A 24,867-nucleotide genomic window follows, 5' to 3' on the forward strand; every position below is an offset into this window, starting at 1 on the left:
CACCATCGCTCTTGGCGAGCTGAGATCGTTAATCGCTATCTTCAAAATTTGAGGGGAAGGTTCAGGACTTGACCCCAATTTTATTTGGACGGCGCGCCGTCGTTGCGCAGCAGCTGCGACATGTATTGCGGCGTGATGCCGAGGAACGATGCCACCACCTTTTGCGAGATGCGCTGCTCCAACCCCGGATACTCGCGGCGGAACGCGCTCAGCCGCCCCTGCGCCGGCGAGGCGCTCAGGTAGCGGCGCCGGCTCTGGTCGATGATGCCGCGCTCCGATACCTTCAAATAGTAATCGCGCAACAGGTTGTTGCTGTGCGCTAGCTTGCTGATCTCCAGCCAGTCCAGCCGATAGCCGTGCACCGCCGTCTCCGCCACCACGAAGTTGAGCGCCGGCTCGTCCTCGCGCGCGCGCAGCAGGTCGTCGTGCGCCGCCGCCGGTTCGCCGTCGGTCAGGAAGTGCAGCGTCACCTCGTTGCCGGTCTCGGTGATGAAACCGGTGCGCGCGACGCCGCTGTGCAGCCACACCACACTGTTGGCCAGCGTGCCGATGCGCTGCAAATACTCGCCCTTGCGCACGCTCACGGCCACCGCCAGCGGCGCCAGCATGCGCGTCACTTCGTCGTACATTTCAGGAGTGACTTTGTATCGGCGGGCAACAATATCCCGGTACTTTGCTCTGTGTTCTAAGAATGCCTGGTTCATTTTTCGTGGTCGTCTTCATCCCGGCATGTAAATGGCCGTACATATCAGGCGGAAGTGTAAACGTTTTCTCAGTCCTTCACGCAATTTTTGTTGTGATTTGGAATGGAAAACGAAAATATATTTTAAACTTCAACTAGATGAATGGCGCGCCGGATTGGCGTTACCATGGGGGCGCAGCACGCCAGCCGGCGGCCAAAGTCCGGCCTACAACGCACGCCCCAGGGAGACTGCCATGAAGATCACCGACCTCAGCATAGGACGGCGTCTGTCGCTTGGTTTTGCTGTCATTCTTGCGATTCTGATACTGAATACGGGGCTGGGGATTTACCGCCTGCAAGGCGTGGCGGCCTCGACCCGCGCGATGATGGAGCTGCCGCTGGCCAAGGAGCGCCTGATCGCCGACTGGTACCGGGTGGTGTTCGCCGGCATCCGCCGCACCACCGCCGTGGCCAAGAGCGCCGACCCGGCGCTGGCCACCTTCTTTGCCGACGAGGCCAAGAATTCCACCGCCTACGCCCAGGGCTTGATCAAGCAGATCGAGGCGCTGGCCAGCGACGACGACAAGGCGCTGATGGGCGACCTGGTCGCCACCCGCAAGGCCTACGTCGCCGGACGCGACGGCGTCATGAAGGCCAAGGCCGCCGGCGACGCCGCCGAAGCCACGCGCCTGCTCGACGCCGTCTACCTGCCGGCCGCCAAGGTCTACGAAACGATGTTGCAGAAAATGCTGGAGCACCAGCGCACCCAAATCGACGCCGCCGCCGCCCGCATCGACCAGGTGGCGCAGGACAGCCGCAACCTGTTGCTGGCGATGGCGGCGCTGGTGGTGGCCTTCAGCGTGGCGTTCGCCTGGTGGCTGACGGCGGGCATCACCCGCCCCATCAACGAGGCGGTGGCGCTGGCCGAGTGCGTGGCCGGCGGCGACCTGGTCGACCACAGCGGCCACGCCGCCAGCGGCTACAGCCAGGACGAGCCGGGCAAGCTGCTGCAGGCGCTGCACCGCATGTCGGGCGGCCTGGTGCGCATCGTCACCGAGGTGCGCAACGGCACCGACGCCATCGCCACCGCCTCGTCGCAGATCGCCGCCGGCAACCTCGACCTGTCTTCCCGCACCGAGCAGCAGGCCAGCTCGCTGGAGGAAACCGCCTCGTCGATGGAGCAGCTGACCTCCACCGTCAAGCAGAACGCCGAGAACGCCCGCCAGGCCAACCAGCTGGCGGCCTCGGCCTCGGACGTGGCCCAGCGCGGCGGCGCCGTGGTGGCGGACGTGGTGCACACCATGGCCTCGATCGACGCCTCGTCGAAGAAGATCGTCGACATCATCGGCGTGATCGACGGCATCGCGTTCCAGACCAATATCCTGGCGCTCAACGCGGCCGTCGAAGCGGCGCGCGCCGGCGAGCAGGGCCGCGGCTTCGCCGTGGTCGCCAGTGAGGTGCGCAACCTGGCGCAGCGCTCGGCCAGCGCGGCCAAGGAGATCAAGGCATTGATCGACGATTCGGTCGGCAAGGTGGCGGCCGGCACGCGCCTGGTGGGCCAGGCCGGCAGCACGATGGAAGAGGTGGTGAGCAGCATCGGCCGCGTGACCGCCATCATGGCCGAGATCAGCAACGCCAGCAGCGAGCAGACCAATGGCATCGAGCAGATCAACAATTCAATTACGCAGATGGATCATGTGACGCAGCAGAACGCCGCGCTGGTGGAGCAGGCCGCCGCGGCGGCCGATGCGATGCAGGAGCAGGCGGCCAAGCTGGCCGACGCCGTCAGCATCTTCAAGCTGGGCGACGCCGCGCCGAGGCGGGCGGCGCCATCGGCAACCCTGGGGCGCAGCGTGGTGCGCCCGAAGCTGGCCAGCAGCCGCTGATTCCGGCCTGGCGCGGCCGAAACCAGCTAAACGGTTTACGCCTTTTCCGGCGTACCGATGAAGCGGTAGATCGCCGCGCCCAGCAGCGCGCCGGCGATCGGCGCGACCCAGAACAGCCACAGCTGGCTGGTGGCCCAGTCGCCCACATACAGCGCCACGCCGGTGCTGCGCGCCGGGTTGACCGAGGTGTTGGTGACCGGGATGCTGATCAGGTGGATCAGGGTCAGGCCCAGGCCGATCGGCAGCGGCGCGAAGCCTTTCGGTGCGCGCTCGTCGGTGGCGCCCAGGATGATCAGCAGGAACATCATGGTCATCACCACTTCCGTCACCAGCGCGGCCAGCAGCGAGTAGCCGCCCGGCGAATGCGCGCCGTAGCCGTTGGAGGCGAAGCCGGCCATGACGTCGAAGCCGGGCTTGCCGCTGGCGATGGTGTACAGCACGCCGCCGGCGACGATCGCGCCCAGCACCTGCGCCACGATGTAAGGCAGCAGCTTATTGGCCGGGAAGCGGCCGCCGGCCCACAGGCCGATCGACACCGCCGGATTCAGGTGGCAGCCGGAGATGTGGCCGATGGCGTAGGCCATGGTCAGCACCGTCAGGCCGAAGGCCAGCGAGACGCCCAGCAAGCCGATGCCGACACCGGGAAAAGCCGCCGCCAGCACCGCGCTGCCGCAGCCGCCGAGCACCAGCCAAAAGGTTCCAAAAAATTCCGCGCCGTATTGTTTCATATGATTCCCCGTATTCAATAATTAGATCTTGATAGTCAATTTTGCATCATTATCATGCAACGTTGGCAATCTAACCGGGAAGCGCGCAAATGTCGAGTGCAGAGTTTTCAAGCGGACGGTAAACACAGCAGCAGGCGGGTGCGGGCGCTGTCGTCCTGGGCCGCCAGGGTGCCGCCCTGCACCTGCGCCAGCAGGCGCGCCGCGTACATCGTCAGCTCCGCCTCGCCGCCGGGCCGTTCGGCCTGGCCGTGCAGGCAGGCGCGCTGCGCGGCCGGCAGCACGCCGGCGTATTCCACCGTCAGCGCCCAGTTGCTCCCTTCCAGCGTGGCGCCCAGCACGATCGAGGTGCCGGCCGGCGTGTGCGCCGCCGCGTTCAGCAGCAGGTGCTCGCACAGCATGGCGCACAGCGCCGGATCGCCCAGCAAGGTGGCCGGCTGCGCCGGCAGCATCACCGGATGGGTGACGGCGATGGCGGCGGCGGCGTGCGCCAGCAGCGGGTTCAGCGCCACCGGCGCGGCCTGCGGCTGGCAGGCGCCCTGTTCGATGCGGCACAGTTCCAGCGACAGCCCGGCCAGCCGCAGCGCGCGCCGCGCCGCCTGGTCCAGCGCCTCGAGCCGGGCGCGCAGCGCCGGCGCCGCCGCCAGCGCCGGCTCGGCCATCAGCCGTGCGCTGGCGGCCAGCACCTCGGCCAGCGGCGTGGCCAGGTCGTAGCGGCTCAGGCGCTCGACTTCCTCGCGCAGCTGGGCGTTGTCGGTCACGGCCGAATTCTGCCGGCGCAGCTCGGCCATGGTGCCGGCCAGGCGCAGGTGGGTGCGCAGGCGCGCCTTGAGGATGGCCGGGTCGACCGGCTTGGTGACGTAGTCCACCGCGCCGAGCTCGAGGCCGACGATGATGTCGTCCGCCTGGTCCTTGGCCGACAGGAAGATCACCGGGATGTCGGCGGTGGCCGGATCGGCCTTGAGCCGGCGGCACACTTCGAAGCCGTCCATCTCCGGCATCATCACGTCGAGCAGGATGATGTCGGGCCGGTGCACGGGGATGATCTCCAGCGCCTTCTTGCCGGAGATCGCCACCTTCACGCCGTAGCCGTCCTCGGCCAGCATGCCGGCGATCACCTTGATGTTGGTGGCGATGTCGTCCACCACCAGCACGGTGGCCTCGCGCAGCCTTTCCTCCAGCGGGCGCTCCATGCCGATCAGCGGCGCCGGCGCGCTGGCCATGACGGCGGCGGGCAGGGCGGCGCGCCGCAGCGCCGCGCGGCGCGCGGCGGCGTCGCCGCGCGATTGGAACATGGCCTGCAGCTTGCTGTGGAAGGTGGCCAAGGTGAAGGGCTTGATCAGGCAATCGGTCACGCCGGCCTGGGCCGCCGCGCGCAAGCCGTCGCGGTTGGCCTCGCTGGGCAGCAGCATGAACGGCAGCTCGCGGTCGGAAAGATTGCTGCGCACCCATTGCAGCAGCTGCAGGCCGTTCATGCCCGGCATGTCGAGGTCGGAGATGACGGCGGCGATCGGCCGCTCGGCCAGGATGCGGCAGGCTTCCTCGCCGCTGCCGGCCAGGGAGACGTTGACGAAGCCCAGGTCGGCCAGGATGCCCTTGACCACGGAACGCATCTGCTGGTTGTCGTCCACCACCAGCAACGGCAGCGCAGGGTCGATATTCAAGGCGGGCATAGGCGGGTTCCAGCATGAAAGTAAATCGCCCGGCGGAGGGTGCTCCGGCGGGCGGTTGCGCGGGTGCAACAGGTGCGCCGGTGGCGGGCGCATAGGCCCACATCTTAACGTTAAATTATTTCCCTTCGGAAGCAATTTAAAGCGCTGTCGCGTAAAACAACCGATACAATTGAATTGCCACCTACATTGTGGCGCAGGCTGAGTTTCTGGGATACAGTTGGACTCACGGCATCCACCGAACGAGGTGCCGAGAGACTCTACAGCGGGGTGGCGTCCAGTGAAGAACACTAGCGGCTTCGATAGTAAGATTTTGCTCCCCTTCGGCCTGGCCGGGGGGGGCGCTCTGGGGACGATGTGGGCGGGGTGGGGCGCCTGGGGCTGGTACACGGTGCTGTGGTCGGCCGCGCTGCTGGCGGCCGCGGCATGGAGCGTGCGCGGCGCCGCCGCGTCGGCGCTGGGCGGCGGCGAGCGCGCCATGATCGAGGACTATCTCGACGCCCGCGAACGCTTCGGCGACGCCGTGCTGCCGATCTGGTGCCGCCACATCGAAAACTCCCGCACCCAGATGGAAGAAGCCGTGGCCGACCTGGCCGGGCGCTTCTCCAGCATCGTCGACAAGCTCGACGACGCGGTCCACGTCTCCAGCCACGACAGCGGCCAGGACGGCAAACACGACGGCAGCTCGATGACCGAAATCTTCTCGCGCAGCGAAACCCAGCTCGGCTCGGTGGTGACGTCGATGAAATCGGCCATGTCGTCCAAGCACGCCATGCTGGCCAAGATCAAGGACCTGGAACGCTTCACGCGCGAGCTGCGCGACATGGCCGAAGGCGTGGCCAGCATCGCCGCCCAGACCAATCTGCTGGCGCTGAACGCCGCCATCGAAGCGGCGCGCGCCGGCCCGGCCGGGCGCGGCTTCGCGGTGGTGGCGCAGGAAGTGCGCAACCTGTCGAGCCGCTCGGCCGAGACCGGCCGCAACATCTCCAACCGCGTCGGCCTGATCAGCAGCGCCATCCTGGCCGCCAGCCAGGCGGCCGAGCAATCGAGCGAGCAGGAAGACAAGTCGATGCAGTCGGCCGAAGGCATGATCGACTCGGTGCTGGGCGATTTCCGCCGGATGACCGACGCGCTGGTGCAGTCGGCCGACAAGCTCAAGCAGGACAGCATCGGCATCCAGGGCGAGGTGGGCGAGGCGCTGGTGCAGCTGCAGTTCCAGGACCGGGTCAGCCAGGTGATGGCCCACGTGCGCGAGAACATGGAGCTGCTGCCGGCGCTGCTGCGCGACAACCGCGAGCGCTACGCCGCCGACCAGGTGCTGGAGGCGCTGGACGCCCAGCTGCTGCTGCACGAGCTGCAAAAGACCTACGCCATGGCGGAAGAGCACGCGGTGCACGGCGGTTCCAACCACGCCGCGCCGGTCGCCGCGGCCGCCGACGAGATCACCTTTTTCTGACGCTTTTTTGACGCATTTTCTTACGATTAACCGAGGTAGACAAAATGGCTAAAACCATCATGGTGGTCGACGATTCGGCCTCCCTGCGTCAAGTGGTCGGCATCGCGCTCAAGGGCGCGGGCTACGAGGTCATCGAAGGGCGCGACGGCGTCGATGCGCTGTCCAAATGCACCGGCCAGAAGATCCATTTGGTGGTGTGCGACGTCAACATGCCCAATATGGACGGCATCACCTTCGTGCGCGAATTCAAGCAGCTGCCGCTGTACAAGTTCACACCGGTGATCATGCTCACCACCGAGTCGCAGGAGAGCAAGAAGGAAGAGGGTAAGGCGGCCGGCGCCAAGGCCTGGGTGGTCAAGCCGTTCAAGCCGGAAGTGCTGCTCGGCGCCGTCGCCAAACTTGTCATGCCATAACTCGTGCCATAACCACGGAGGACGCCATGTCCGATGAATCAGGAGTCGCCGTCGCCCGCATCGCCATCGACGGCGAGATGACGATCTACCGCGCCGCCGACCTCAAGGCGACCGTGCTGGACGCCCTGCGCAAGACCCAGGTGCTGGAGATCGACCTGTCCGGCATCACCGAGCTCGATACGGCCGGCCTGCAAGTGCTGATGCTGGCCAAGACCACCGCCAACGCCCACCAGCGCGAGCTGCGGCTGGTCAAGCACAGTCCGGCGGTGGTGGAAATCCTGGAAATGCTGGACCTGGGCGCCTTTTTCGGCGACGCCCTGCTGATACACACCTGAAGCACCTGAGCGATTCATCTGTTTAATTTTGTTCCGAGGGCATTGCCATGAACCTGGACGAAGCACTACAGACCTTCATCACCGAAAGCCGCGAGCTGCTGGAAGACATGGAGAACGCGCTGCTCAACGTCGACATCGCCGGCGACCAGGGCGAGGCGATCAACGCCATCTTCCGAGCGGCGCACACCATCAAGGGCTCGGCCGGGCTGTTCAGCCTGGACCACATCGTCGCCTTCACCCACGTGGTCGAGAGCCTGCTGGACGAAGTGCGCGACGGCCGCGTGACGCTCAACGATGAAATGATCGTGCTGCTGCTGTCCTGTTGCGACTACCTGTCCGGCATGACCGACGCGCTGGCCGCCGGCCAGCTGGAGGCCGATCCCGACACCGCGCCGGAAGGCGAGATGCTGCTGCAACAACTGCGCCGCCACATGGCCGGCGGCGCCGCCGACGCCCACGCCGAGCCGGTGGCCGACGGGACCTCGGCGCCGCTGGCGGTGCACGCCGAGCCGGGCGTCGAGCGCATCGACCAGCAACGTGGCGACAGCGACTACTGGCACATCTCGCTGCGCTTCGGCCGCGGCGTGCTGCAGAACGGCATGGACCCGATCGCCTTCCTGCGCTATCTGGCCAAGCTGGGCAAGATCGTCGGCATCGCCACCGTGCCGGACGCGCTGCCGACCGCCGACGACATGGACGCCGAGCTGTGCTACCTGGGCTTCGAGATCGCCTTCGACAGCACGGCCGACCGCGAAGCGATCGCCGGCGTGTTCGAGTTCGTGCAGGACGACTGCGAGATCCGCATCATCCCGCCGCACAGCAAGGTCTCGCACTACGTCGACCTGATCCGCGCGCTGCCGGAGCAGGCCGCGCGCCTGGGCGAGATCCTGGTGCGCTGCGGCAGCGTCACCTCGCACGAGCTGGAGGGCGCGCTGCACCAGCAATCCCATCCCGACAACGGCCACGACGAGATCATGCCGCAGCAGCTGGGCAGCATCCTGGTCGGCGCCGGCAGCGTGCCGCCGGTGGTGGTGGAGGCCGCGCTGGCCAAGCAAAAGCAGGTCAGCGAGCAGAAGGCGCAGGAGAGCCGCTCGATCCGCGTCGATTCCGACAAGCTCGACCGCCTGATCGACCTGGTGGGCGAGCTGATCATCGCCGGCGCGCGCGCCAACATGATCGGCCAGCACATCCAGAACACCGAGCTGCAGGAATGCACCTCGACCCTGTCCGGCCTGGTGGAGGAGGTGCGCGACGCCGCGCTGGAGCTGCGCATGGTCAAGATCGGCGCCACCTTCAACCGCTTCCAGCGCGTGGTGCACGACGTCGCGCGCGAGCTGGGCAAGGACATCGGCCTGATCGTCGACGGCGAGGATTCCGAGCTCGACAAGACGGTGGTGGAGAAGATCGGCGATCCGCTGATGCACCTGGTGCGCAACGCCATGGACCACGGCATCGAGCCGGGCGACATCCGGGTGGCCAACGGCAAGCCGGCCAAGGGCATGATCAAGCTCAACGCCTTCCATGAATCGGGCAGCATCGTCATCGAGGTCAGCGACGACGGCGGCGGCCTGCGCAAGGAGAAGATCCTGGCCAAGGCGGTCGAGCGCGGCCTGGTCGACGCCGACCGCAAGCTCACCGACAGCGAGATCTACAACCTGATCTTCGAGGCCGGCTTCTCCACCGCGGAAAAGATCACCAACCTGTCCGGGCGCGGGGTCGGCATGGACGTGGTCAAGCGCAACATCACGGCGCTGCGCGGCAGCGTCGACGTCTCCAGCAAGGAGGGCGCCGGCACCACCGTCACCGTGCGCCTGCCGCTGACCCTGGCGATCATCGACGGCTTCCTGGTGCAGGTGGGCGGCTCGGTGTTCGTGATCCCGCTCGACATGATCGAGGAGTGCATCGAGTACGCCACCGAGCCGGGCCAGGACTATTGCAATCTGCGCGGCCAGGTGCTGCCCTTCGTGCGGCTGCGCGAGTTGTTCCGCATCGGCGGCGCCTGCACCCGGCGCGAGAGCATCGTCGTGCTCAAGCTGGGCAACCACCGCGCCGGGCTGGTGGTCGACACCCTGCTGGGCGAGTTCCAGACCGTCATCAAGCCGCTCAGCCCGATGTTCAGCGAAGTCAAATGCATCAGCGGCTCGACCATCCTGGGCAGCGGCGAAGTGGCGCTGATCCTGGACGTGTCGGCGTTGATGCACACCGTCAGCGGCAAGGGCGCCACCGTCGCGCTGGCCGCCTAATTGGGAAGAGGACGAGATGAATACAGCAGCGACCGAATCAGTCAACAAGGCAGTTACTTACGGCGTCGACGCTGGCGCGTCGACCGCGATGATGGTGCTGCAAAGCGGCGCCGCCCTGCCCAGCCAGTTCCTGACCTTCATGCTGGGCGAGGACCCGTACGCGGTCGGCATCCTGCACATCAAGGAGATCATCGAGTACGGCGCGCTGGCGGCGGTGCCGATGATGCCGCCCTGCGTGCGCGGCGTGATCAACCTGCGCGGCGCGGTGGTGCCGGTGATGGACTTGTCGGCGCGCTTCGAGCGCGGCCCCAGCGTGATCGGCAAGCGCAGCTGCATCGTCATCGTCGAGGTCGACGGCGGCCCCGGCGACAACAAGCAGGTGCTGGGCATGCTGGTCGACGCCGTCAACGCGGTGGTGGAGATCGCCGCCGGCGACATCGAGCCGGCGCCGGCCTTCGGCACCCGCATCCGCCCCGACTTCATCGCCGGCATCGGCAAGTACAACGGCAAGTTCGTGATCCTGCTCGACATCGAGCATGTGCTGTCGAGCGAAGAAATCGTCGAGCTGGCGCGCGGCACCGTCGCCATGCACCATTGCTGAAGCGGCCGACGCCATGCCTGCAGTGACCATCACCGAGCGCGAGTTTTCCCAGTTCCAGCGCTTCATCTACGAGGCGGCGGGGATCTGCATGGCCAACGGCAAGCAGGCGCTGGTGAGCGGGCGCCTGGCCAAGCGCCTGGCGCACTACCAGCTGGAGAGCTATAGCGACTACCTGCGCCTGCTCGAGAGCCGCGCCCAGCCGGCCGAGCTGCAGGTGGCGGTCGACCTGTTGACCACCAACGAGACCTATTTCTTCCGCGAGCCCAAGCACTTCGCGCTGCTGCGCGAGCTGGCGCTGGAGGCGCGCGACAAGCGGCAGACGCCGCGCATCTGGAGCGCGGCCAGCTCCAGCGGCGAGGAAGCCTACAGCATCGCCATGGTGCTGGCCGACGTGCTCGACGAGGGCCCGTGGGAAGTGCTGGGCACCGACATCAGCACCCGCGTGCTGGAGCGCGCGCGCTGCGGCCACTACCCGCTCGAGCGCGCCAGCCAGATGCCGCCGGCCTACCTGAAGCGCTTTTGCCTCAAGGGCCAGGGCAGCGAGACCGGCACCCTGCTGGTCGAGCGCGCGCTGCGCCAGCGGGTGCAGTTCCGCCACCTGAACCTGAACGAGCCGCTGCCCAAGCTGGGCAGCTTCGACGTGATTTTCCTGCGCAATGTGATGATCTACTTCAACCTGGCCACCAAGCGCCAGGTGGTGGCGCGGCTGCTGACGCAGCTGCGCCCGGGCGGCTATTTCCTGATCGGCCACTCGGAAACGCTGAACGACATCAACGACACCCTGGTTGCGGTGGCGCCCTCGATCTACCGCAAGCCATGATCGTGACGCTGACCATGCCCGAGGCTAAGCTCATCGATATCTTCCTGATGCCCGGCGACTATTTCGTCGGCGATGAGCGCTATCGGGTGCGCACCTTGCTGGGCTCGTGCGTGTCGGTCACGCTGTGGCATCCGGCGCTGCGCATCGGCGCCATGTCGCACTTCCTGTTGCCGGGCAGCGGGCGCAAGAAGTGCCACGACAAGCCCGGCATGTACGGCGCCGACGCCATGGACCTGCTGATGCGCGGCATGGCCCGCCACGGCGTGCCGCTGACCCAGTGCCAGGGCAAGATCTTCGGCGGCGCCGCCATGTTCCCGCGCAGCATCAGGGTGCGCGACATCGGCATGCAGAACGGCGACTATGCCCGCACGCTGTTGCAGCAGCACGGCATCCGCGTGGTGTCCGAAAGCCTGTTCGGCGAAGGCCACCGTCAATTGATCTTCACCATCCGCAGCGGCGAGGTGTTGAGCCGCCAGGTGCCGCCGGAGGCTGCCGTCGGCGGCACGGCGGGGCCGGACAAGGAGAAGGCATGAGCGCAATCAATGTCATGATCGTCGATGACTCGGCCGTGGTGCGCCAGGTGCTCAGCAGCCTGCTGAACGCGGCGCCCGGCATCGTGGTCGGCCACGCGGTGGCCAACCCGCTGCTGGCGATGGAGCGCATGAAGGTGCAGTGGCCGGACGTGATCGTGCTCGACGTCGAGATGCCCAAGATGGACGGCATCACCTTCCTGCGCAAGATCATGAGCGAGCGGCCGACCCCGGTCGTGATCTGTTCGACGCTGACCGAGAAGGGCGCGCAGACCTCGGTCGAGGCGCTGTCGGCCGGCGCGGTGGCCATCATCACCAAGCCGCGGCTGGACCTCAAGCAGTTCCTGCACGATTCGGCCGACGAGCTGGTGTCGGCGGTGCGGGCGGCGGCCGGCGCCCGCGTCGGCAAGCTGGTCAACCGTCCGCCGCCGCCGCCGGTGACGGCCAAGCTGAACGCGGACGCGGTGCTGCCGCCGGTCGATCATCGGCCGATGACCGCCACCACCGAGCGGGTGGTGGCGATCGGCACCTCGACCGGGGGCACCCAGGCGCTGGAGGAGGTGTTGACCTCGCTGCCGCGGGTCTCGCCCGGCATCGTGGTGGTGCAGCACATGCCGGAGAAATTCACCGCCGCCTTCGCCGCCCGCCTCGACAGCGTGTGCCAGGTGCGGGTCAAGGAGGCGGCCAACAACGACCGCGTGCTGCAAGGGCTGGTGCTGATCGCGCCGGGCGGCAAGCACATGCTGCTGCGCCGCACCGGCGCCCAGTACTTCGTCGAGGTGGTCGACGGCCCGCTGGTCAACCGCCACCGGCCGTCGGTGGACGTGCTGTTCCGCTCGGCCGCGCGCGCGGCCGGCGCCAACGCGCTGGGCGTGATCATGACCGGCATGGGCGACGACGGCGCCGCCGGCATGCTGGAGATGCACAAGGCCGGCGCCCGCACCGTGGCGCAGGACGAGGCCAGCTGCGTGGTGTACGGCATGCCCAAGGAAGCGGTCAAGCGCGGCGGCGTCGAGAAGTCGCTGCCGCTGAACGCGATCTACCGCGAAATCCTGCAACAGTTGTCCTACTGATGGCCGCCACCATGCCCACCCTGACCTTCGCCGACAGCCTGACCGCGACGGCGCGCGCCTGGACCGGCCAGCGGGTGCTGGTGGTGGAGGACAGCCTGGTGCAGCGCGGCTACCTGGCCGGCCTGCTGCGCCAGCTGGAATTCGGCGAAGTGCTGGAGGCGGCCGACGGCAACGAAGCCTTGCAGGTGCTGGAGCGCCAGGGCGGCGAGGCGATCTTCCTGGTGCTGACCGACCTGGAGATGCCGGGCATGGACGGCATCGAGCTGACCTGCCAGCTGCGCGAGCGGCAGCTGGCGCAAAACCTGATCGTGGTCAGCGCGCGCGATCCGCGCCTGCTGGAGATCATCGAGAGCATGAACTTCGACGACGCCTGCATGGACCTGCTGGGCACCCTGCTCAAGCCGGTGCAGCTGGACGCGCTGGCGATGCTGCTCGACCGCGCCGGCAAGAAGGCGCTGCCGAGGGCGGCCTGCGCCAAGCCGGACCTGCCCAGCCCGGACGAGCTGGCGCAGGCGGTGGCGCGGCAGGAGTTCCTGCCCCACTTCCAGCCCAAGGTGACGATCCAGAACGGCCACCTGAAAGGGCTGGAGGCGCTGGCGCGCTGGCAGCACCCGAGCCGCGGCCTGCTGGCGCCGCAGTACTTCATCGACGCCATGGAGGGCACGCCGCTGATGGCGGAGTTCACGCTGAGCATGGTGCGCCAGGTGCTGGACCGGCTGCTGGAATGGACCAAGCACGGCCTGCCGTCGCTGACGGTGTCGGTCAACCTGTCGGCCGACAACCTGGCCGAGCGCGGCTTCATCGACCGCCTGATGGCGCTGGTGATGGCCTCCGGCGTGCCGCCGTCGGCGCTGGTGTGGGAGGTGACCGAGACCAGCGTGATGCGCCAGCTGTCGCAGGCGCTGACCAATATGGGGCGCTTGCGGCTGATGGGCTTCGGCCTGGCGATGGACGATTTCGGCATCGGCTATTCGTCGATGCAGCAGTTCGCCCGCTGCCCCTTCACCGAACTGAAGATCGACCGCGCCTTCGTGCACGGCGCCTCGCAATGGCCGAACCGCCACGTGGTGCTGAAAAGCGCGCTGGACCTGGGCCAGAGCCTGGGCGTGGCCACCGTGGCCGAGGGCGTGGAAACGCTGGCGGACTGGAAGCTGCTGCGCGAACTGGGCTGCGACATGGCGCAGGGCTACCTGTTGGCCAAGCCCATGCCGGCCGAAGAACTGGTGACCTGGATCAAGCAGGACCGGCGCCGCCTGCGCGCGCTGGCGGAGCAGCCGTAGTTAAAAAAATATCCGTTTTGTAAAATTCTGAGCGAGGCAGCGATGAATACTTTGACTGTATCCGAGACCCGGCAACTGGCCGCCAGCGGCCCTGCGCAGTACCTCAGTTTCATGCTGGGGCAGGACATGTTCGCCATCGGCATCCTGGCGGTGCGCGAGATCCTGGAATTTGCCGGCGTGACGCCGGTGCCGCAGATGCCGGCCTGCATCAGCGGCGTGATCAACCTGCGCGGCACCGCCGTGCCGGTGCTGGACCTGGCGCGCCGGCTGGAGCGCGAGCCGTCGCCGATCGGCAAGCGCACCTGCATCATCGTGGTCGAAGTCGACAGCGATGAGGGCGCCTTTGTGATCGGCATCCTGGTCGATGCCGTCAACGCGGTGCTCGATATTCCACCGTCCGACGTCGAGCCGGCGCCCAGCTTCGGCGCCCAGGTGCGCGCCGAGATGCTGCAGGGGATAGGCAAGGTGCAGGGGCGCTTCGTGCTGCTGCTCAACGTGCAGCACGTGGTCGCCGCCAGCGAGCTGGCGGCGCTGGCCTCGGGCGGCGCGCTGCCGCTGGCCTCATAACACTGACAACGCAGGCAACCGGGAGTCGCACATGTTTTCTACCATAACCGTCAGGACCAAGATCCTGACACTGATCGCCGTCGCCGTGCTGGCGCTGTTGCTGGTGGTGCTGATCGCCTTCGCCGGCCTGAAAAAAGAGGGCGCCATGCTGGACGAGATCGGCAAGAACCGCATGCCGTCGGTGCAGGCGCTGATGGAGATCAACGAGGCCAAGACGGCGATCCGCTCGGCCAATCGCGGCGCCGACGCGATCGCCATGTATCCGGAAGATGTGGCGGAAATCGCCTTGCAGATCAAGCGCCGCGCGGAAATTTTCGCCCAGGTGGAAAAATCCTGGAAGATCTATGACGCGCTGCCGCAGACCAGCGAGGAAGCGGCCTTGTGGAAGACCTTCGTCAAGCAGTGGGACACGTGGAAGCGGCGCAATGACGAGTTCACCGACATTCTCAAGCAGATCCAGGGCGCCGATGGCGCCAAGCACAAGGAGCTGTTCATCGCGCTGCACCGCAACCTGATCGACAACCGGCCGTCCTTCCACGAGGTCGAGGACAGCCTGGACAAGCTGGTGGCGATGAACGTCAAGTACGGCGAGGAAGCCGTGGCCGAGGCCGACGTGGCGTCGGCCAGCGCGCTGCGCAGCATGTACCTGGCCTCCGGCGTGGCGCTGGCGCTGCTGGTGGCGCTGGGCATGCTGATCCTGCGCGGCATCCTCAAGCAGCTGGGCGGCGACCCGGGCTATGCGGCCGAGATCGTGCGGCTGGTGGCGGACGGCGACCTCAGCGCCGAGGTCGCGCTCAAGCACGGCGACACCACCAGCCTGCTGGCGGCGATGAAGGGCATGATCACCAAGCTGTCGCAGGTGGTGCAGGAAGTGAACAACGGCGCCGAGGCGCTGGCCAGCGCCTCGGAGGAAGTGAGCGCGACCGCGCAATCGCTGTCGCAGGCGGCCAGCGAGCAGGCCGCCGGCACCGAGCAGACCAGCGCCTCGGTGGAGCAGATGACGGCCTCGATCTCGCAGAACACGGAAAACGCCAAGGTCACCGACGGCATCGCCAGCAAGGCGGCGCTGGAGGCGGCCGAGGGCGGCGAGGCGGTCAAGTCGACGGTGGCGGCGATGCGCCAGATCGCCAAGAAGATCAGCATCATCGACGACATCGCCTACCAGACCAACTTGCTGGCGCTGAACGCGGCGATCGAAGCGGCGCGCGCCGGCGAGCACGGCAAGGGCTTCGCGGTGGTGGCGGCCGAGGTGCGCAAGCTGGCCGAGCGCAGCCAGGTGGCGGCGCAGGAAATCGAACAGGTGGCGTCGAGCAGCGTGCAGCTGGCGGAAAAGGCCGGCAACCTGCTCGACGCCATGGTGCCGAATATCCGCCGCACCTCCGACCTGGTGCAGGAAATCACGGCGGCGTCGGAGGAACAGTCGGCCGGGGTCGGCCAGATCAATTCGGCCGTCACCCAGCTGAGCCAGACCACCCAGCAAAACGCCTCCAGTTCCGAGGAGCTGGCCGCCACCGCCGAAGAAATGAGCGGGCAGGCCGAACAGCTGCAGCAGACCATGTCCTTCTTCAAGCTGGCCGGCACGTCGCGGCCGATCCGCACGGTGGTGGCGCCCAGGACCGCCAAGCCGCGCAAGCCGGCGGGCCGGGCGGGCGCCAGTCCAGCCGTTGCGGCCAGCAGCCGCACCATGACGGATATGAGCGAACCGGACGAATCGCATTTCGTTAAATTCTGAGCCCGGCCGCCGGTTGCGGCCCACCCCACATCCTGACCAGGGAGATGTCATGCTGCGCCAACTGAAAATCAGCACGTATCTGGGTTTGTCGTTCGGGTTCATCGTCGTGCTGCTGATCGGCGGTATCTTCCTTGGCATCTCCAGGCTGGGGGCGATCAACGACCTCAACAACGTTGTCATCCAGGACCGCTATCCCAAGGTGGTGCTGACCTATAAGTGGATCGGCGACGTCAACCTGATTGCGCGTTCGCTGCGCAACGCCATCATTTTCACCGACCCCAAGACGGTCAACCAGGAACTGGAACGCATCGCCACGGCCGATGGGCGCATCGCTGAAAACGTCAAGAAACTCCAGGAGATCGTGCGCAACCAGAAAGGCAAGGACTTGCTGGCCAAGACGCTGGAGGCCGAGAAGCACTACCTGGCGGTGCGCGCCGACTTCATGGCCCTGGTGCGCGCGGGCAAGCGCGACGAGGCCCGCCCCGTCCTGATCGACACGCTGCGACCGGTGCAGAATACTTATTTCGGCGCGCTCGACGCCATGAACGATTACCAGGCCGAGGCGATGGCATCGGCCGACAAGGAAACCGACGAGCAGTACGACAGCGCGCGCCGGCAGTTGATCAGCACCGGCGCGGTGGCGGCCGTCGTCGCCACGCTGCTGGCCTTCCTGATCGTGCGCGGGCTGATGCGCCAGCTGGGCGGCGAGCCGGCCTACGCGGTCGACGTCGTGCGCGCCGTCTCCGAGGGCGACCTGAGCATCGAGGTGCAGCTGCGCGCCACCGACCGCAGCAGCCTGCTGGCGGCGATGCAAGTCATGATCACCAAGCTGTCGCAGGTGGTGCAGGAAGTGAACACCGGCGCCGAGGCGCTGGCCAGCGCCTCCGAGGAAGTGAGCGCGACCGCGCAATCGCTGTCGCAGGCGGCCAGCGAGCAGGCCGCCGGCACCGAGCAGACCAGCGCCTCGGTGGAGCAGATGACGGCGTCGATCTCGCAGAACACGGAAAACGCCAAGGTCACCGACGGCATCGCCAGCAAGGCGGCCGAGGAGGCCACCGAGGGCGGCGAGGCGGTCAAGTCGACGGTGGCGGCGATGCAGCAGATCGCCAAGAAGATCAGCATCATCGACGACATCGCCTACCAGACCAACCTGCTGGCGCTGAACGCGGCGATCGAGGCGGCGCGCGCCGGCGAGCACGGCAAGGGCTTCGCGGTGGTGGCGGCCGAGGTGCGCAAGCTGGCCGAGCGCAGCCAGGTGGCGGCGCAGGAAATCGAACAGGTGGCGTCGAGCAGCGTGCAGCTGGCCGAGAAGGCCGGCAGCCTGCTCGACGCCATGGTGCCGAACATCCGCCGCACCTCCAACCTGGTGCAGGAGATCACGGCGGCGTCGGAGGAACAGTCGGCCGGGGTCGGCCAGATCAACGCGGCCGTCACCCAGCTGAGCCAGACCACCCAGCAAAACGCCTCCAGTTCGGAGCAGCTGGCCGCCACCGCCGAAGAGATGAGCGGCCAGGCCGAGCAGCTGCAGCAGACCATGTCCTTCTTCAAGCTGGCCGGGGCCGGACACCGCTGACGTGGGGTGTACGCCACAAGTGAGTATTGGTGAGATTTGCCGCAGGGAATAGGTTCACAATGGCATGTGACCCTCCCCGCCGATTGGAGAAATCGCTCATGTTCAAGCATATGAAAATGGAAACCCGGCTGCATGCCGGCTTTGGCGGCATCGTGCTGCTGGTGATCGCGCTGGGGGTGATAGCCTTCTCCAAGCTGAGCTCGCTGCACGAGCACTGGAACGACTTCGAAACCGTCACGCTGGTGCGCAAGAACGCCGTGCTGGAGGGACTTACCGCCCAAGGCAATGCGATCCATCATTTCAAGAACTACATCCTGCGCGGCGGCGACTACAACGGCAAGTTCCGCGCCGACCTGGCCGCCATCGACAAGGAAATGGCCAACTACAAGGCGGCGGGCAACGTCAGCGCCGACGAGCAGACCCTGCTGAACGAAGTCGTGGCCGGCACCAAGGCCTACGGCGACAGCATGACCCAGCTCGAAGCGATGCACGAGAAGGGCATGGCGGCGCAGGACATGGACAAGGCCATCAAGGGGGCCGACGCGGCCATCGCCTCCGCCTTCCGCAAGCTGCTCAAGGTTAACGACGGCGAAACCAAGGCCGCATCGGCGGCCATGACGGACGTGAGCGACTCCGCCAAGCGCTTGATCCTGGGCATCGACATCGCGATCGCGGTGCTCGGTTGCGTGCTGGCGCTGTGGCTGGCGCGCAGCCTGTCGGGCATCGTGCGCGAAGTGCAGGCGGTGGTGGGCAGCCTGGCCGGCGCCTCGGAGGAAGTGAGCTCGACCGCGCAGTCGCTGTCGCAGGCGGCCAGCGAGCAGGCGGCGGGCGTGGAGGAGACCAGCGCCTCGATCGAGCAGATGACGGCGTCGATCGCGCAGAACACGGAAAACGCCAAGGTCACCGACGGCATCGCCACCCAGGCGGCGGTGGACGCGGCGCGCGGCGCCGAAGTGGTCAAGGCCACGGCGGCGGCGATGAAGCAGATCGCCAGCAAGATCAGCATCATCGACGACATCGCCTATCAAACCAACCTGCTGGCGCTGAACGCGGCGATCGAGGCGGCGCGCGCGCATGAACACGGCAAGGGCTTCGCGGTGGTGGCGGCCGAGGTGCGCAAGCTGGCCGAACGCAGCCAGGTGGCGGCGCAGGAAATCAGCAAGGTGGCGTCGGACAGCGTCGAGCTGGCCGAGCAGGCCGGCCAGATGTTCGATGCGCTGGTGCCGAATATCCGCAAGACGTCGGAGCTGGTGCAGGAGATTTCGGCGGCGTCGGAGGAACAGAGCTCCGGCGTGCGGCAGATTAACAGCGCGGTCGGTCAGCTCAGCCAGACCACCCAGATCAACGCGGCCAGCTCCGAGGAACTGGCGGCGACGTCGGAAGAGATGAGCGCGCAGGCCGAGCAGCTGACCCTGCTGATGGCGGTGTTCAAGCAGTATGCGGTCGAGGAGTTGCCGCGCGCCGGATCGACGCGCCGGCCGGTGGTGCTGAAGACTGGCGCCAGGCATGCGCGCCCGGCGCGCAAGCTCGACCTGGTGGCCGAGGGCGCGCCCGACGAGCACAAGTTTACGCGCTTTTAGCCGCTTAAGGTTTCAGCGCTTCGACAAGCGCCCACGAAAAGTTATTGCAGTAGACGATCTTCGCATTGATGAACTCGCTATCCAGTGGAGCTCGGGGCGCGTTTGGCGGCCCGTAGTCAGTTGAGTTGTTCGTGACAAATACAGCTTTTCTCGCGTAACCGGCGTTGCGCAGCCGTCGAACCAGTTCAAGGAAGTGTTCGACGATCAGGCAGTCTTTCGATTCGCTTTTCCCTCTGCTTGCTGGCGCATTATGCACTTCGACCCGGTCATGCGCCCGATGACCGCAATCCAGGTCACGCTGGAGGATGATGGAATGAGCGAGCAAGTCGGTGGAGTATTGTGATAATTTTTTTGACAGGGTTGCCCCTTGTAGCGAACCGGTGGCCATTAACGGGATGCCGGCGAAGGCACTCGCCCGGGTGTAGTGGCCTGTCCTGTCCTCCAGGGACTTCGCGTTGTTTTCCAAGTCGTCACAAGTCGTGCTCAGGTGCTCGTTAAACTCCGTCTTTATGGTCGTTGTCACCACCATGTGAAGCTCTCCCGCCGCAATCTTGGCAAGTATCTCGATACCGCCTTTTATATGATCCGGGTTAAGTTTGTCGCGAACGGGCGTGCGTATCACGTCGAGCAGCGAGCATGTATCGACCAGTAATATCGGCTTGGATGACGCTCCGATTATTTGCGCAGCGGTCGGAATATCGCAAATCATTCCCCGCGCTCCGCTGACGCGAGCGCATGTTGCATAGCGCGGAGTCCATACGAGAAATCTGCGGCTAGATCCTGCGCACTTTGTTCATCCCAGCCATCTTCTTGCAAGAAAAACTGAAGATCGTCTGCATCGAGCGACTCGCGGTGCTTTGCCACGCTGTAGACGAAGTCCAGCCAACGTGCATCGTCGAGAGGATGGCTGTGGCCGGTCGACTTGTTTGCGCAGCTTGAAAATGCATGGAATTTTTCTGAGGACGCCTTGCTTATCAGGTCGACAAGTTTAACGTCAGGATTGCTCATCTCATATTTAAAATGCCCATTGATGGCATCGTGAACAAATAGGCCAAGGATTTCATTGTACTCATCAGGGGTCAACTCCGACTTATCAATCGGCACGATATTTCTCACCGAAATCCCGCCATCTGACGGCGCGGCCCAAAGTCTTGCGGCGCCCGCAGGGCTCGCTTTGATTTCGAAGCAGAAGAATTTACCGCCCACATTCAAGACGATATCCGCCTCCCTTTTTGCATCGCGCATCCATTGCGGAGGCAGGTGTGTAGCAATGGCGCTGACGGCTTCTTCCGGTGTGCTATTCGTTTTGATGGTTAGTTCTTGGAACTTCTTCATGATCGTCTCTTTTCAAGGCTGTGAGAATGACCGACGCTGGCCGTCGAAGGCCAGGTCGATATGTCACCTTAAATCATATGCCATTCCTGCGAGACCGAGGTTGGAATACTGGCGAAGAGATGTTCAAGGCTTGACGAACTTCAGCGTCATGCGGTCGCTCTCGCCGATGGCCTTGTACATGGCGCGGTCCTCGTCCTTGTTGCCGTAGGTCGGCGGCAGCGCCCAGACACCGCCCTTGTGCTCGGCGTTGTCCTTGGGATTGGCGTTGACTTCCGACTTGTCGGCCAGCTTGAAGCCGGCCGCCTCGGCCAGGCCGATCACATATTTCTCGTGCATATAACCGCTGCTGGCGTCCTTGTCCTGCACCTTGGCGGCCGGCAGGCGGTGCTCGACCACGCCGAACACGCCGCCTTTCTTCAGGCTGGCGTAGACGCTGCCGAACAGCGTCTTCATGTTGTCCGGGCCGGTTTCCATCCAGTTGTGGACGTTGCGGAAGGTGACCACCATGTCGACGCTGCCGGCCGGCGCCAGTTCATACTTGCGCGGCGGCGAGAACACACCCAGCGCCACCTTGTTGTACACCTCGGGCTTGGCGTTCAGGCGCGCCATGAAGCGCTCGGCGGCCTTGCGCTCGTTGGCGTCGGGCGAAGCGAGGTCGTTGCCGGCGGCGATCAGCTTGCCATGGTCGCGCAGGTAGGGGGCCAGGATCTCGGTGTACCAGCCGCCGCCCGGTTCCAGCTCGACCACCGTCATGCTCGGCTTGATGCCGAAGAAGCTCAGCGTTTCATACGGATGGCGGTAGACGTCGCGCTCGACGTTGGCTGGCGTGCGCGACGGCGCGGCGATGGCGGCCTTCAGTGCCGCATCTTCGGCGGCAAAGGCGCCGCCCGCGATCAACATGGTGGCGGCCAGGGCGGCAAGTACGGTTCGTTTCATGCAAAGTCTCCTGAGGGTTCGTTGGTTGGGACGATGCGCAGCCGCTCGCCCTGCGCGATCATGGTGCAGGCTTGCCTGAAGGTCAAGCGAATTGGGACGGCGCTCCGCGCTAGCGTGACGGCCAGCCCAGGCGGACACTCGGCGGACACTTTCGGACACTGGCGGACAGTCGAACGGACAGATACGCGGACACTCCTGCCTGAATATCCTGCCTGCCGCACCAACTTGCAACATGAATACCCGTGGCACACATTTTGCCTATCTCCTTCCTTAATCCGGCGCTAATATTGCTAAACCGGCGGAAACGGCGGCGGATATTCAGGTGTAGTGCAAAGCAACGAGCGGTAACGAAGTAGTTCCAGCTAGAAAAGCAAATAAAAAGCAGAACCCCGGGCGACCGGCCCGCAATCTTGTTACGTTTTTGGAGATACGATGGAACGACGTGCATTCCTCAATGTTAGTAGTCTGGCCCTGGGCACGATGCTGCTGCCCGCCTTCGGTCGCGCAATCGCGGCGGAAGAACTGCTCAAGCCAGTCGCCCTGCAATTCAAGAAAATGCTGGCCGATACCGCGCTGACCGCGGCGACCCAGGCCGGCGCCTCCTACTGCGACGTGCGGGTAGGGCGCTACCTGAACCAGTTCATCACCACCCGCGACCTGAACGTCGAGAACGTGGTCAACACGGAATCGGCCGGGGTCGGCGTGCGCGTGATCGCCGGCGGCGCCTACGGCTTTGCCGCCACCAACGACATGAGCCCGGACGGCGTCGCCGCCGCCGCGCGCCAGGCGGTCGCCATCGCCAAGGCCAACGCCAAGCTGCAGACCGAGCCGGTCATCCTGGCACCGGTCAAGGGCGTCGGCGAAGTGTCGTGGGCCACGCCCATCGTCAAGGACTGGCGCACGGTCGCCATCAAGGACAAGGCCGAGCTGCTGATCGCCGCCAACAAGGCCGGCATGGAGGGCGGCGCCAGCTTCATGCAGTCGCTGCTGTTCCAGGTCAACCAGCAGAAGTACTTCGCCTCCACCGACGGCTCCTACATCGACCAGGACGTGCACCGCCTGTGGATGCCGGTGTTCGCCACCGCCGTCGACCAGAAGACCAACAAGTTCCGTTCGCGCCAGGGCCTGTCGTCACCGGTCGGCATGGGCTACGAATACCTGGACGCGCGTCCCGAGCACAAGATCAAGGCGGCCGGCGGCGTGACCACGCTGTACACCAAGTCCTACGACCTGATCGAAGACGCGCGCGCGGCCGGCAAGCAGGCCAAGCAAAAGCTGAGCGCCAAGTCGGTCGAGCCGGGCAAGTACGACCTGGTGCTGTCGCCGGAACACCTGTGGCTGACCATCCACGAATCGGTCGGCCACCCGACCGAGCTCGATCGCGTGCTCGGCTACGAGGCCAACTTCGCCGGCACCAGCTTCGCCACGCTCGATAAATGGCAGTCGAAAAAATTCAAGTACGGTTCGGACCTGGTCAACATCGTCGCCGACAAGACCACCCCCGGTTCGCTGGCCAACGTCGGCTACGACGACGAAGGCGTCAAGTGCAAGCGCTGGGACATCATCAAGGACGGCATCCTGGTCAACTACCAGGCCACGCGCGACCAGGCGGCCATCATCGGCGAGAAGGAATCGCACGGCTGCTCGTATGCGGACAACTGGAGCAGCGTGCAGTTCCAGCGCATGCCCAACGTCTCGCTGCAAGCCGGTAAGAAGAAGATGACCCCGGACGAGATGGTCAAGGACGTCAAGAAGGGCATCTACATCGTCGGCGACGGTTCCTTCTCGATCGACCAGCAGCGCTACAACTTCCAGTTCGGCGGCCAGTTGTTCTACGAAATCAAGAACGGCAAGATCGGCGAGATGCTGGAAGACGTGGCCTATCAATCGAATACCCAGGAGTTCTGGAATGCCTGCGCCGGTCTGTGCGACGAGCGCGATTGGCGCATGGGCGGTTCCTTCTTTGACGGTAAAGGCCAGCCTTCGCAGGTGTCGGTGGTGTCGCATGGCGCCAGCACGGCGCGCTTCAACGGCATCAACGTCATCAACACCGCACGCAAAATCGGCTAAGCCCTGGAGACCACGAGATGAAGAATTTGAGTCAAGACGAAGCAAAACGTATCAGCGACAAGGTCCTGTCCTTCTCCAAGGGCGACCAGTGCGAAGTGAACATCACCGGCAGCCGCAAGGGCAATATCCGCTACGCGCGCAACGCCGTGTCGACCGCCGGCTTGATCGAGGACACGCAGCTGGTGGTGTCGGTCGCCTTCGGCAAGAAGCAGGGCACGGCCACCATCAACGAGTTTGACGACAAGTCGCTGGAAAAAGTGGTGCGCCGCGCGGAAGACCTGGCCCGCCTGGCGCCGGAAAATCCGGAGTTCATGCCGACGCCGACCAAGCAGCAATACAAGGCCAGCGAGACCTTCTTCCAGAAGACCGCCGACATCGATCCCGAATTCCGCGCCCAGGTGGCGGCCTACAGCATCGAGAACAGCAAGAAGAACAAGCTGGTGGCGGCGGGCTTCTTCAGCGACAGCACCAAGTTCAACACCATCGCCAACTCGAACGGCGTGTTCGGCTACCAGCAGGACACGGGGCTGGACTTCACCGTCACCGTGCGCACCGAAGACGGCCGCGGTTCGGGCTGGGTCAAGCGCAGCGTGGGCGACGTCAGCAAGTTCGACGCGCGCGAAGCGTCCAACGTGGCGATTGAAAAAGCGCTGCGTTCGGTGGAGGCCAAGGCGCTGGAGCCGGGCCGCTACACGGTGATCCTGGAGCCGGCGGCGACCTCGGACCTGCTGGCCTTCATGTTCAACGGTTTCGACGCGCGCCAGGCCGACGAGGGCCGCAGCTTCCTGTCGAAAAAGGGCGGCGGCAACCGCATGGGCGAGAAGCTGTTCGACGAACAGGTCAACGTCTGGGCCGACCCGTGGGACAAGGACGTGGCGGTGCTGCCATGGGACGGCCAGAACATGCTGGCGCGCGAACGCCAGGACATCATCAAGGGCGGCAAGATCGCCAACCTCGATTACTCGACCTACTGGGCCAAGAAGCAGGGCAAGCGCGCCGTCGGCTCGCCGGGCAACATCATCATGGCCGGCACCAACAAGTCGACCGAGGAGCTGATCGCCAACACCAAGAAGGGCGTGCTGGTCACCCGCACCTGGTACATCCGCATGGTCGATCCGCAGTCGGTGCTGCTGACCGGCTTGACCCGCGACGGCACCTTCTACATCGAGAACGGCAAGATCAAGCATCCGATCAAGAACTTCCGCTTCAACGAAAGCCCGGTGACGATGTTGAACAACATCGAGGAGCTGGGCCGGCCGGAGATCCTGTCGGGTGACGAGTCGCAGTTCCAGTTGCTGATACCGGCGATGCGGGTGCGCGACTTCAACTTCACCTCGTTGTCGGACGCGGTTTAAAGCAT

Annotated in this window: 22 protein-coding genes; 16 read left to right on the plus strand and 6 right to left on the minus strand. The window is 65.5% G+C overall.

Translation table 11 applies throughout. The annotated features are described in order from the left end of the window. Positions 1–80 precede the first annotated feature (80 nt). On the minus strand, positions 81–629 hold the full coding sequence (locus AC07OK_RS24710; RefSeq protein ID WP_494692772.1) for a Crp/Fnr family transcriptional regulator: 549 nt from the start codon (positions 627–629) through the stop codon (positions 81–83). Between the two features lie 307 nt (positions 630–936). On the opposite strand from AC07OK_RS24710, the gene AC07OK_RS24715 reads away from it, so the two are divergent. After that, complete coding sequence (locus AC07OK_RS24715; RefSeq protein ID WP_494692773.1) at positions 937–2,568, plus strand: methyl-accepting chemotaxis protein; 1,632 nt, start codon at positions 937–939, stop codon at positions 2,566–2,568. Between the two features lie 35 nt (positions 2,569–2,603). Here AC07OK_RS24715 and aqpZ read toward each other — a convergent pair whose 3' ends face one another. Together aqpZ and AC07OK_RS24725 are read right to left on the minus strand one after the other, a co-directional pair. Then, a complete protein-coding gene (aqpZ, locus tag AC07OK_RS24720; RefSeq protein WP_494692774.1) occupies positions 2,604–3,296 on the minus strand; it encodes an aquaporin Z in 693 nt (230 codons plus the stop codon). 107 nt (positions 3,297–3,403) lie between these two features. Continuing rightward, on the minus strand, positions 3,404–4,966 hold the full coding sequence (locus AC07OK_RS24725) for a response regulator (RefSeq protein WP_494692775.1): 1,563 nt from the start codon (positions 4,964–4,966) through the stop codon (positions 3,404–3,406). A 352-nt stretch (positions 4,967–5,318) separates the two neighbouring features. Between AC07OK_RS24725 and AC07OK_RS24730 the strand changes: the two genes are divergently transcribed. The 13 genes from AC07OK_RS24730 (at position 5,319) to AC07OK_RS24790 (ending at position 19,166) form a co-directional block, all read left to right on the plus strand. Then, positions 5,319–6,419 carry a methyl-accepting chemotaxis protein gene (locus tag AC07OK_RS24730; protein WP_494692776.1) on the plus strand — a complete coding sequence of 367 codons (1,101 nt, stop codon included), beginning with the start codon at positions 5,319–5,321 and terminating at the stop codon, positions 6,417–6,419. A gap of 44 nt (positions 6,420–6,463) precedes the next feature. Beyond that, positions 6,464–6,832, plus strand: coding sequence for a response regulator (locus AC07OK_RS24735; protein WP_026334860.1), 369 nt, complete (start codon positions 6,464–6,466; stop codon positions 6,830–6,832). Between the two features lie 26 nt (positions 6,833–6,858). Further along, positions 6,859–7,167: an STAS domain-containing protein gene (locus AC07OK_RS24740; RefSeq protein WP_494692777.1), complete on the plus strand. Its 309-nt coding sequence runs from the start codon at positions 6,859–6,861 to the stop codon at positions 7,165–7,167. 47 nt (positions 7,168–7,214) lie between these two features. Continuing rightward, on the plus strand, positions 7,215–9,410 hold the full coding sequence (locus AC07OK_RS24745; protein WP_494692778.1) for a chemotaxis protein CheA: 2,196 nt from the start codon (positions 7,215–7,217) through the stop codon (positions 9,408–9,410). 16 nt (positions 9,411–9,426) lie between these two features. Next, on the plus strand, positions 9,427–10,011 hold the full coding sequence (locus AC07OK_RS24750) for a chemotaxis protein CheW (RefSeq protein ID WP_494692779.1): 585 nt from the start codon (positions 9,427–9,429) through the stop codon (positions 10,009–10,011). A gap of 13 nt (positions 10,012–10,024) precedes the next feature. Beyond that, positions 10,025–10,831, plus strand: coding sequence for a CheR family methyltransferase (locus AC07OK_RS24755; protein ID WP_494692780.1), 807 nt, complete (start codon positions 10,025–10,027; stop codon positions 10,829–10,831). Then, complete coding sequence (locus AC07OK_RS24760; protein ID WP_494692781.1) at positions 10,828–11,364, plus strand: chemotaxis protein CheD; 537 nt, start codon at positions 10,828–10,830, stop codon at positions 11,362–11,364. The genes AC07OK_RS24755 and AC07OK_RS24760 overlap by 4 nt, the downstream gene beginning before the upstream one ends. Then, the gene (locus tag AC07OK_RS24765) at positions 11,361–12,434 is read left to right on the plus strand and encodes a protein-glutamate methylesterase/protein-glutamine glutaminase (protein WP_494692782.1); all 1,074 of its coding nucleotides are present in this window, start codon (positions 11,361–11,363) and stop codon (positions 12,432–12,434) included. The genes AC07OK_RS24760 and AC07OK_RS24765 overlap by 4 nt, the downstream gene beginning before the upstream one ends. A gap of 11 nt (positions 12,435–12,445) precedes the next feature. After that, positions 12,446–13,714 (plus strand): EAL domain-containing response regulator, encoded by a 1,269-nt coding sequence (locus AC07OK_RS24770; RefSeq protein ID WP_494692783.1) that lies wholly within the window; start codon positions 12,446–12,448, stop codon positions 13,712–13,714. Positions 13,715–13,756: 42 nt separating this feature from the next. Beyond that, positions 13,757–14,281: a chemotaxis protein CheW gene (locus AC07OK_RS24775; RefSeq protein WP_494692784.1), complete on the plus strand. Its 525-nt coding sequence runs from the start codon at positions 13,757–13,759 to the stop codon at positions 14,279–14,281. Between the two features lie 31 nt (positions 14,282–14,312). Further along, positions 14,313–16,013 (plus strand): methyl-accepting chemotaxis protein, encoded by a 1,701-nt coding sequence (locus AC07OK_RS24780; protein WP_494692785.1) that lies wholly within the window; start codon positions 14,313–14,315, stop codon positions 16,011–16,013. Between the two features lie 49 nt (positions 16,014–16,062). After that, positions 16,063–17,586, plus strand: coding sequence for a methyl-accepting chemotaxis protein (locus AC07OK_RS24785; RefSeq protein WP_494692786.1), 1,524 nt, complete (start codon positions 16,063–16,065; stop codon positions 17,584–17,586). Between the two features lie 98 nt (positions 17,587–17,684). Next, positions 17,685–19,166, plus strand: a complete 1,482-nt coding sequence (locus AC07OK_RS24790) for a methyl-accepting chemotaxis protein (RefSeq protein WP_494692787.1) — start codon at positions 17,685–17,687, stop codon at positions 19,164–19,166. Between the two features lie 4 nt (positions 19,167–19,170). Here AC07OK_RS24790 and AC07OK_RS24795 read toward each other — a convergent pair whose 3' ends face one another. From AC07OK_RS24795 to AC07OK_RS24805, 3 genes are all read right to left on the minus strand, one after another. Beyond that, complete coding sequence (locus tag AC07OK_RS24795; protein ID WP_494692788.1) at positions 19,171–19,875, minus strand: hypothetical protein; 705 nt, start codon at positions 19,873–19,875, stop codon at positions 19,171–19,173. Beyond that, positions 19,872–20,501, minus strand: coding sequence for a hypothetical protein (locus AC07OK_RS24800; protein WP_494692789.1), 630 nt, complete (start codon positions 20,499–20,501; stop codon positions 19,872–19,874). The genes AC07OK_RS24795 and AC07OK_RS24800 overlap by 4 nt, the downstream gene beginning before the upstream one ends. 123 nt (positions 20,502–20,624) lie before the next feature. Then, positions 20,625–21,437 carry a class I SAM-dependent methyltransferase gene (locus tag AC07OK_RS24805; protein ID WP_494692790.1) on the minus strand — a complete coding sequence of 271 codons (813 nt, stop codon included), beginning with the start codon at positions 21,435–21,437 and terminating at the stop codon, positions 20,625–20,627. Positions 21,438–21,869: 432 nt separating this feature from the next. On the opposite strand from AC07OK_RS24805, the gene AC07OK_RS24810 reads away from it, so the two are divergent. After that, on the plus strand, positions 21,870–23,507 hold the full coding sequence (locus tag AC07OK_RS24810) for a TldD/PmbA family protein (protein ID WP_494692791.1): 1,638 nt from the start codon (positions 21,870–21,872) through the stop codon (positions 23,505–23,507). A 17-nt stretch (positions 23,508–23,524) separates the two neighbouring features. Then, complete coding sequence (locus AC07OK_RS24815; RefSeq protein ID WP_494692792.1) at positions 23,525–24,862, plus strand: TldD/PmbA family protein; 1,338 nt, start codon at positions 23,525–23,527, stop codon at positions 24,860–24,862. Positions 24,863–24,867: the final 5 nt, after the last annotated feature.

This window comes from Duganella sp. GW821-FHT07G03 (assembly GCF_059418605.1).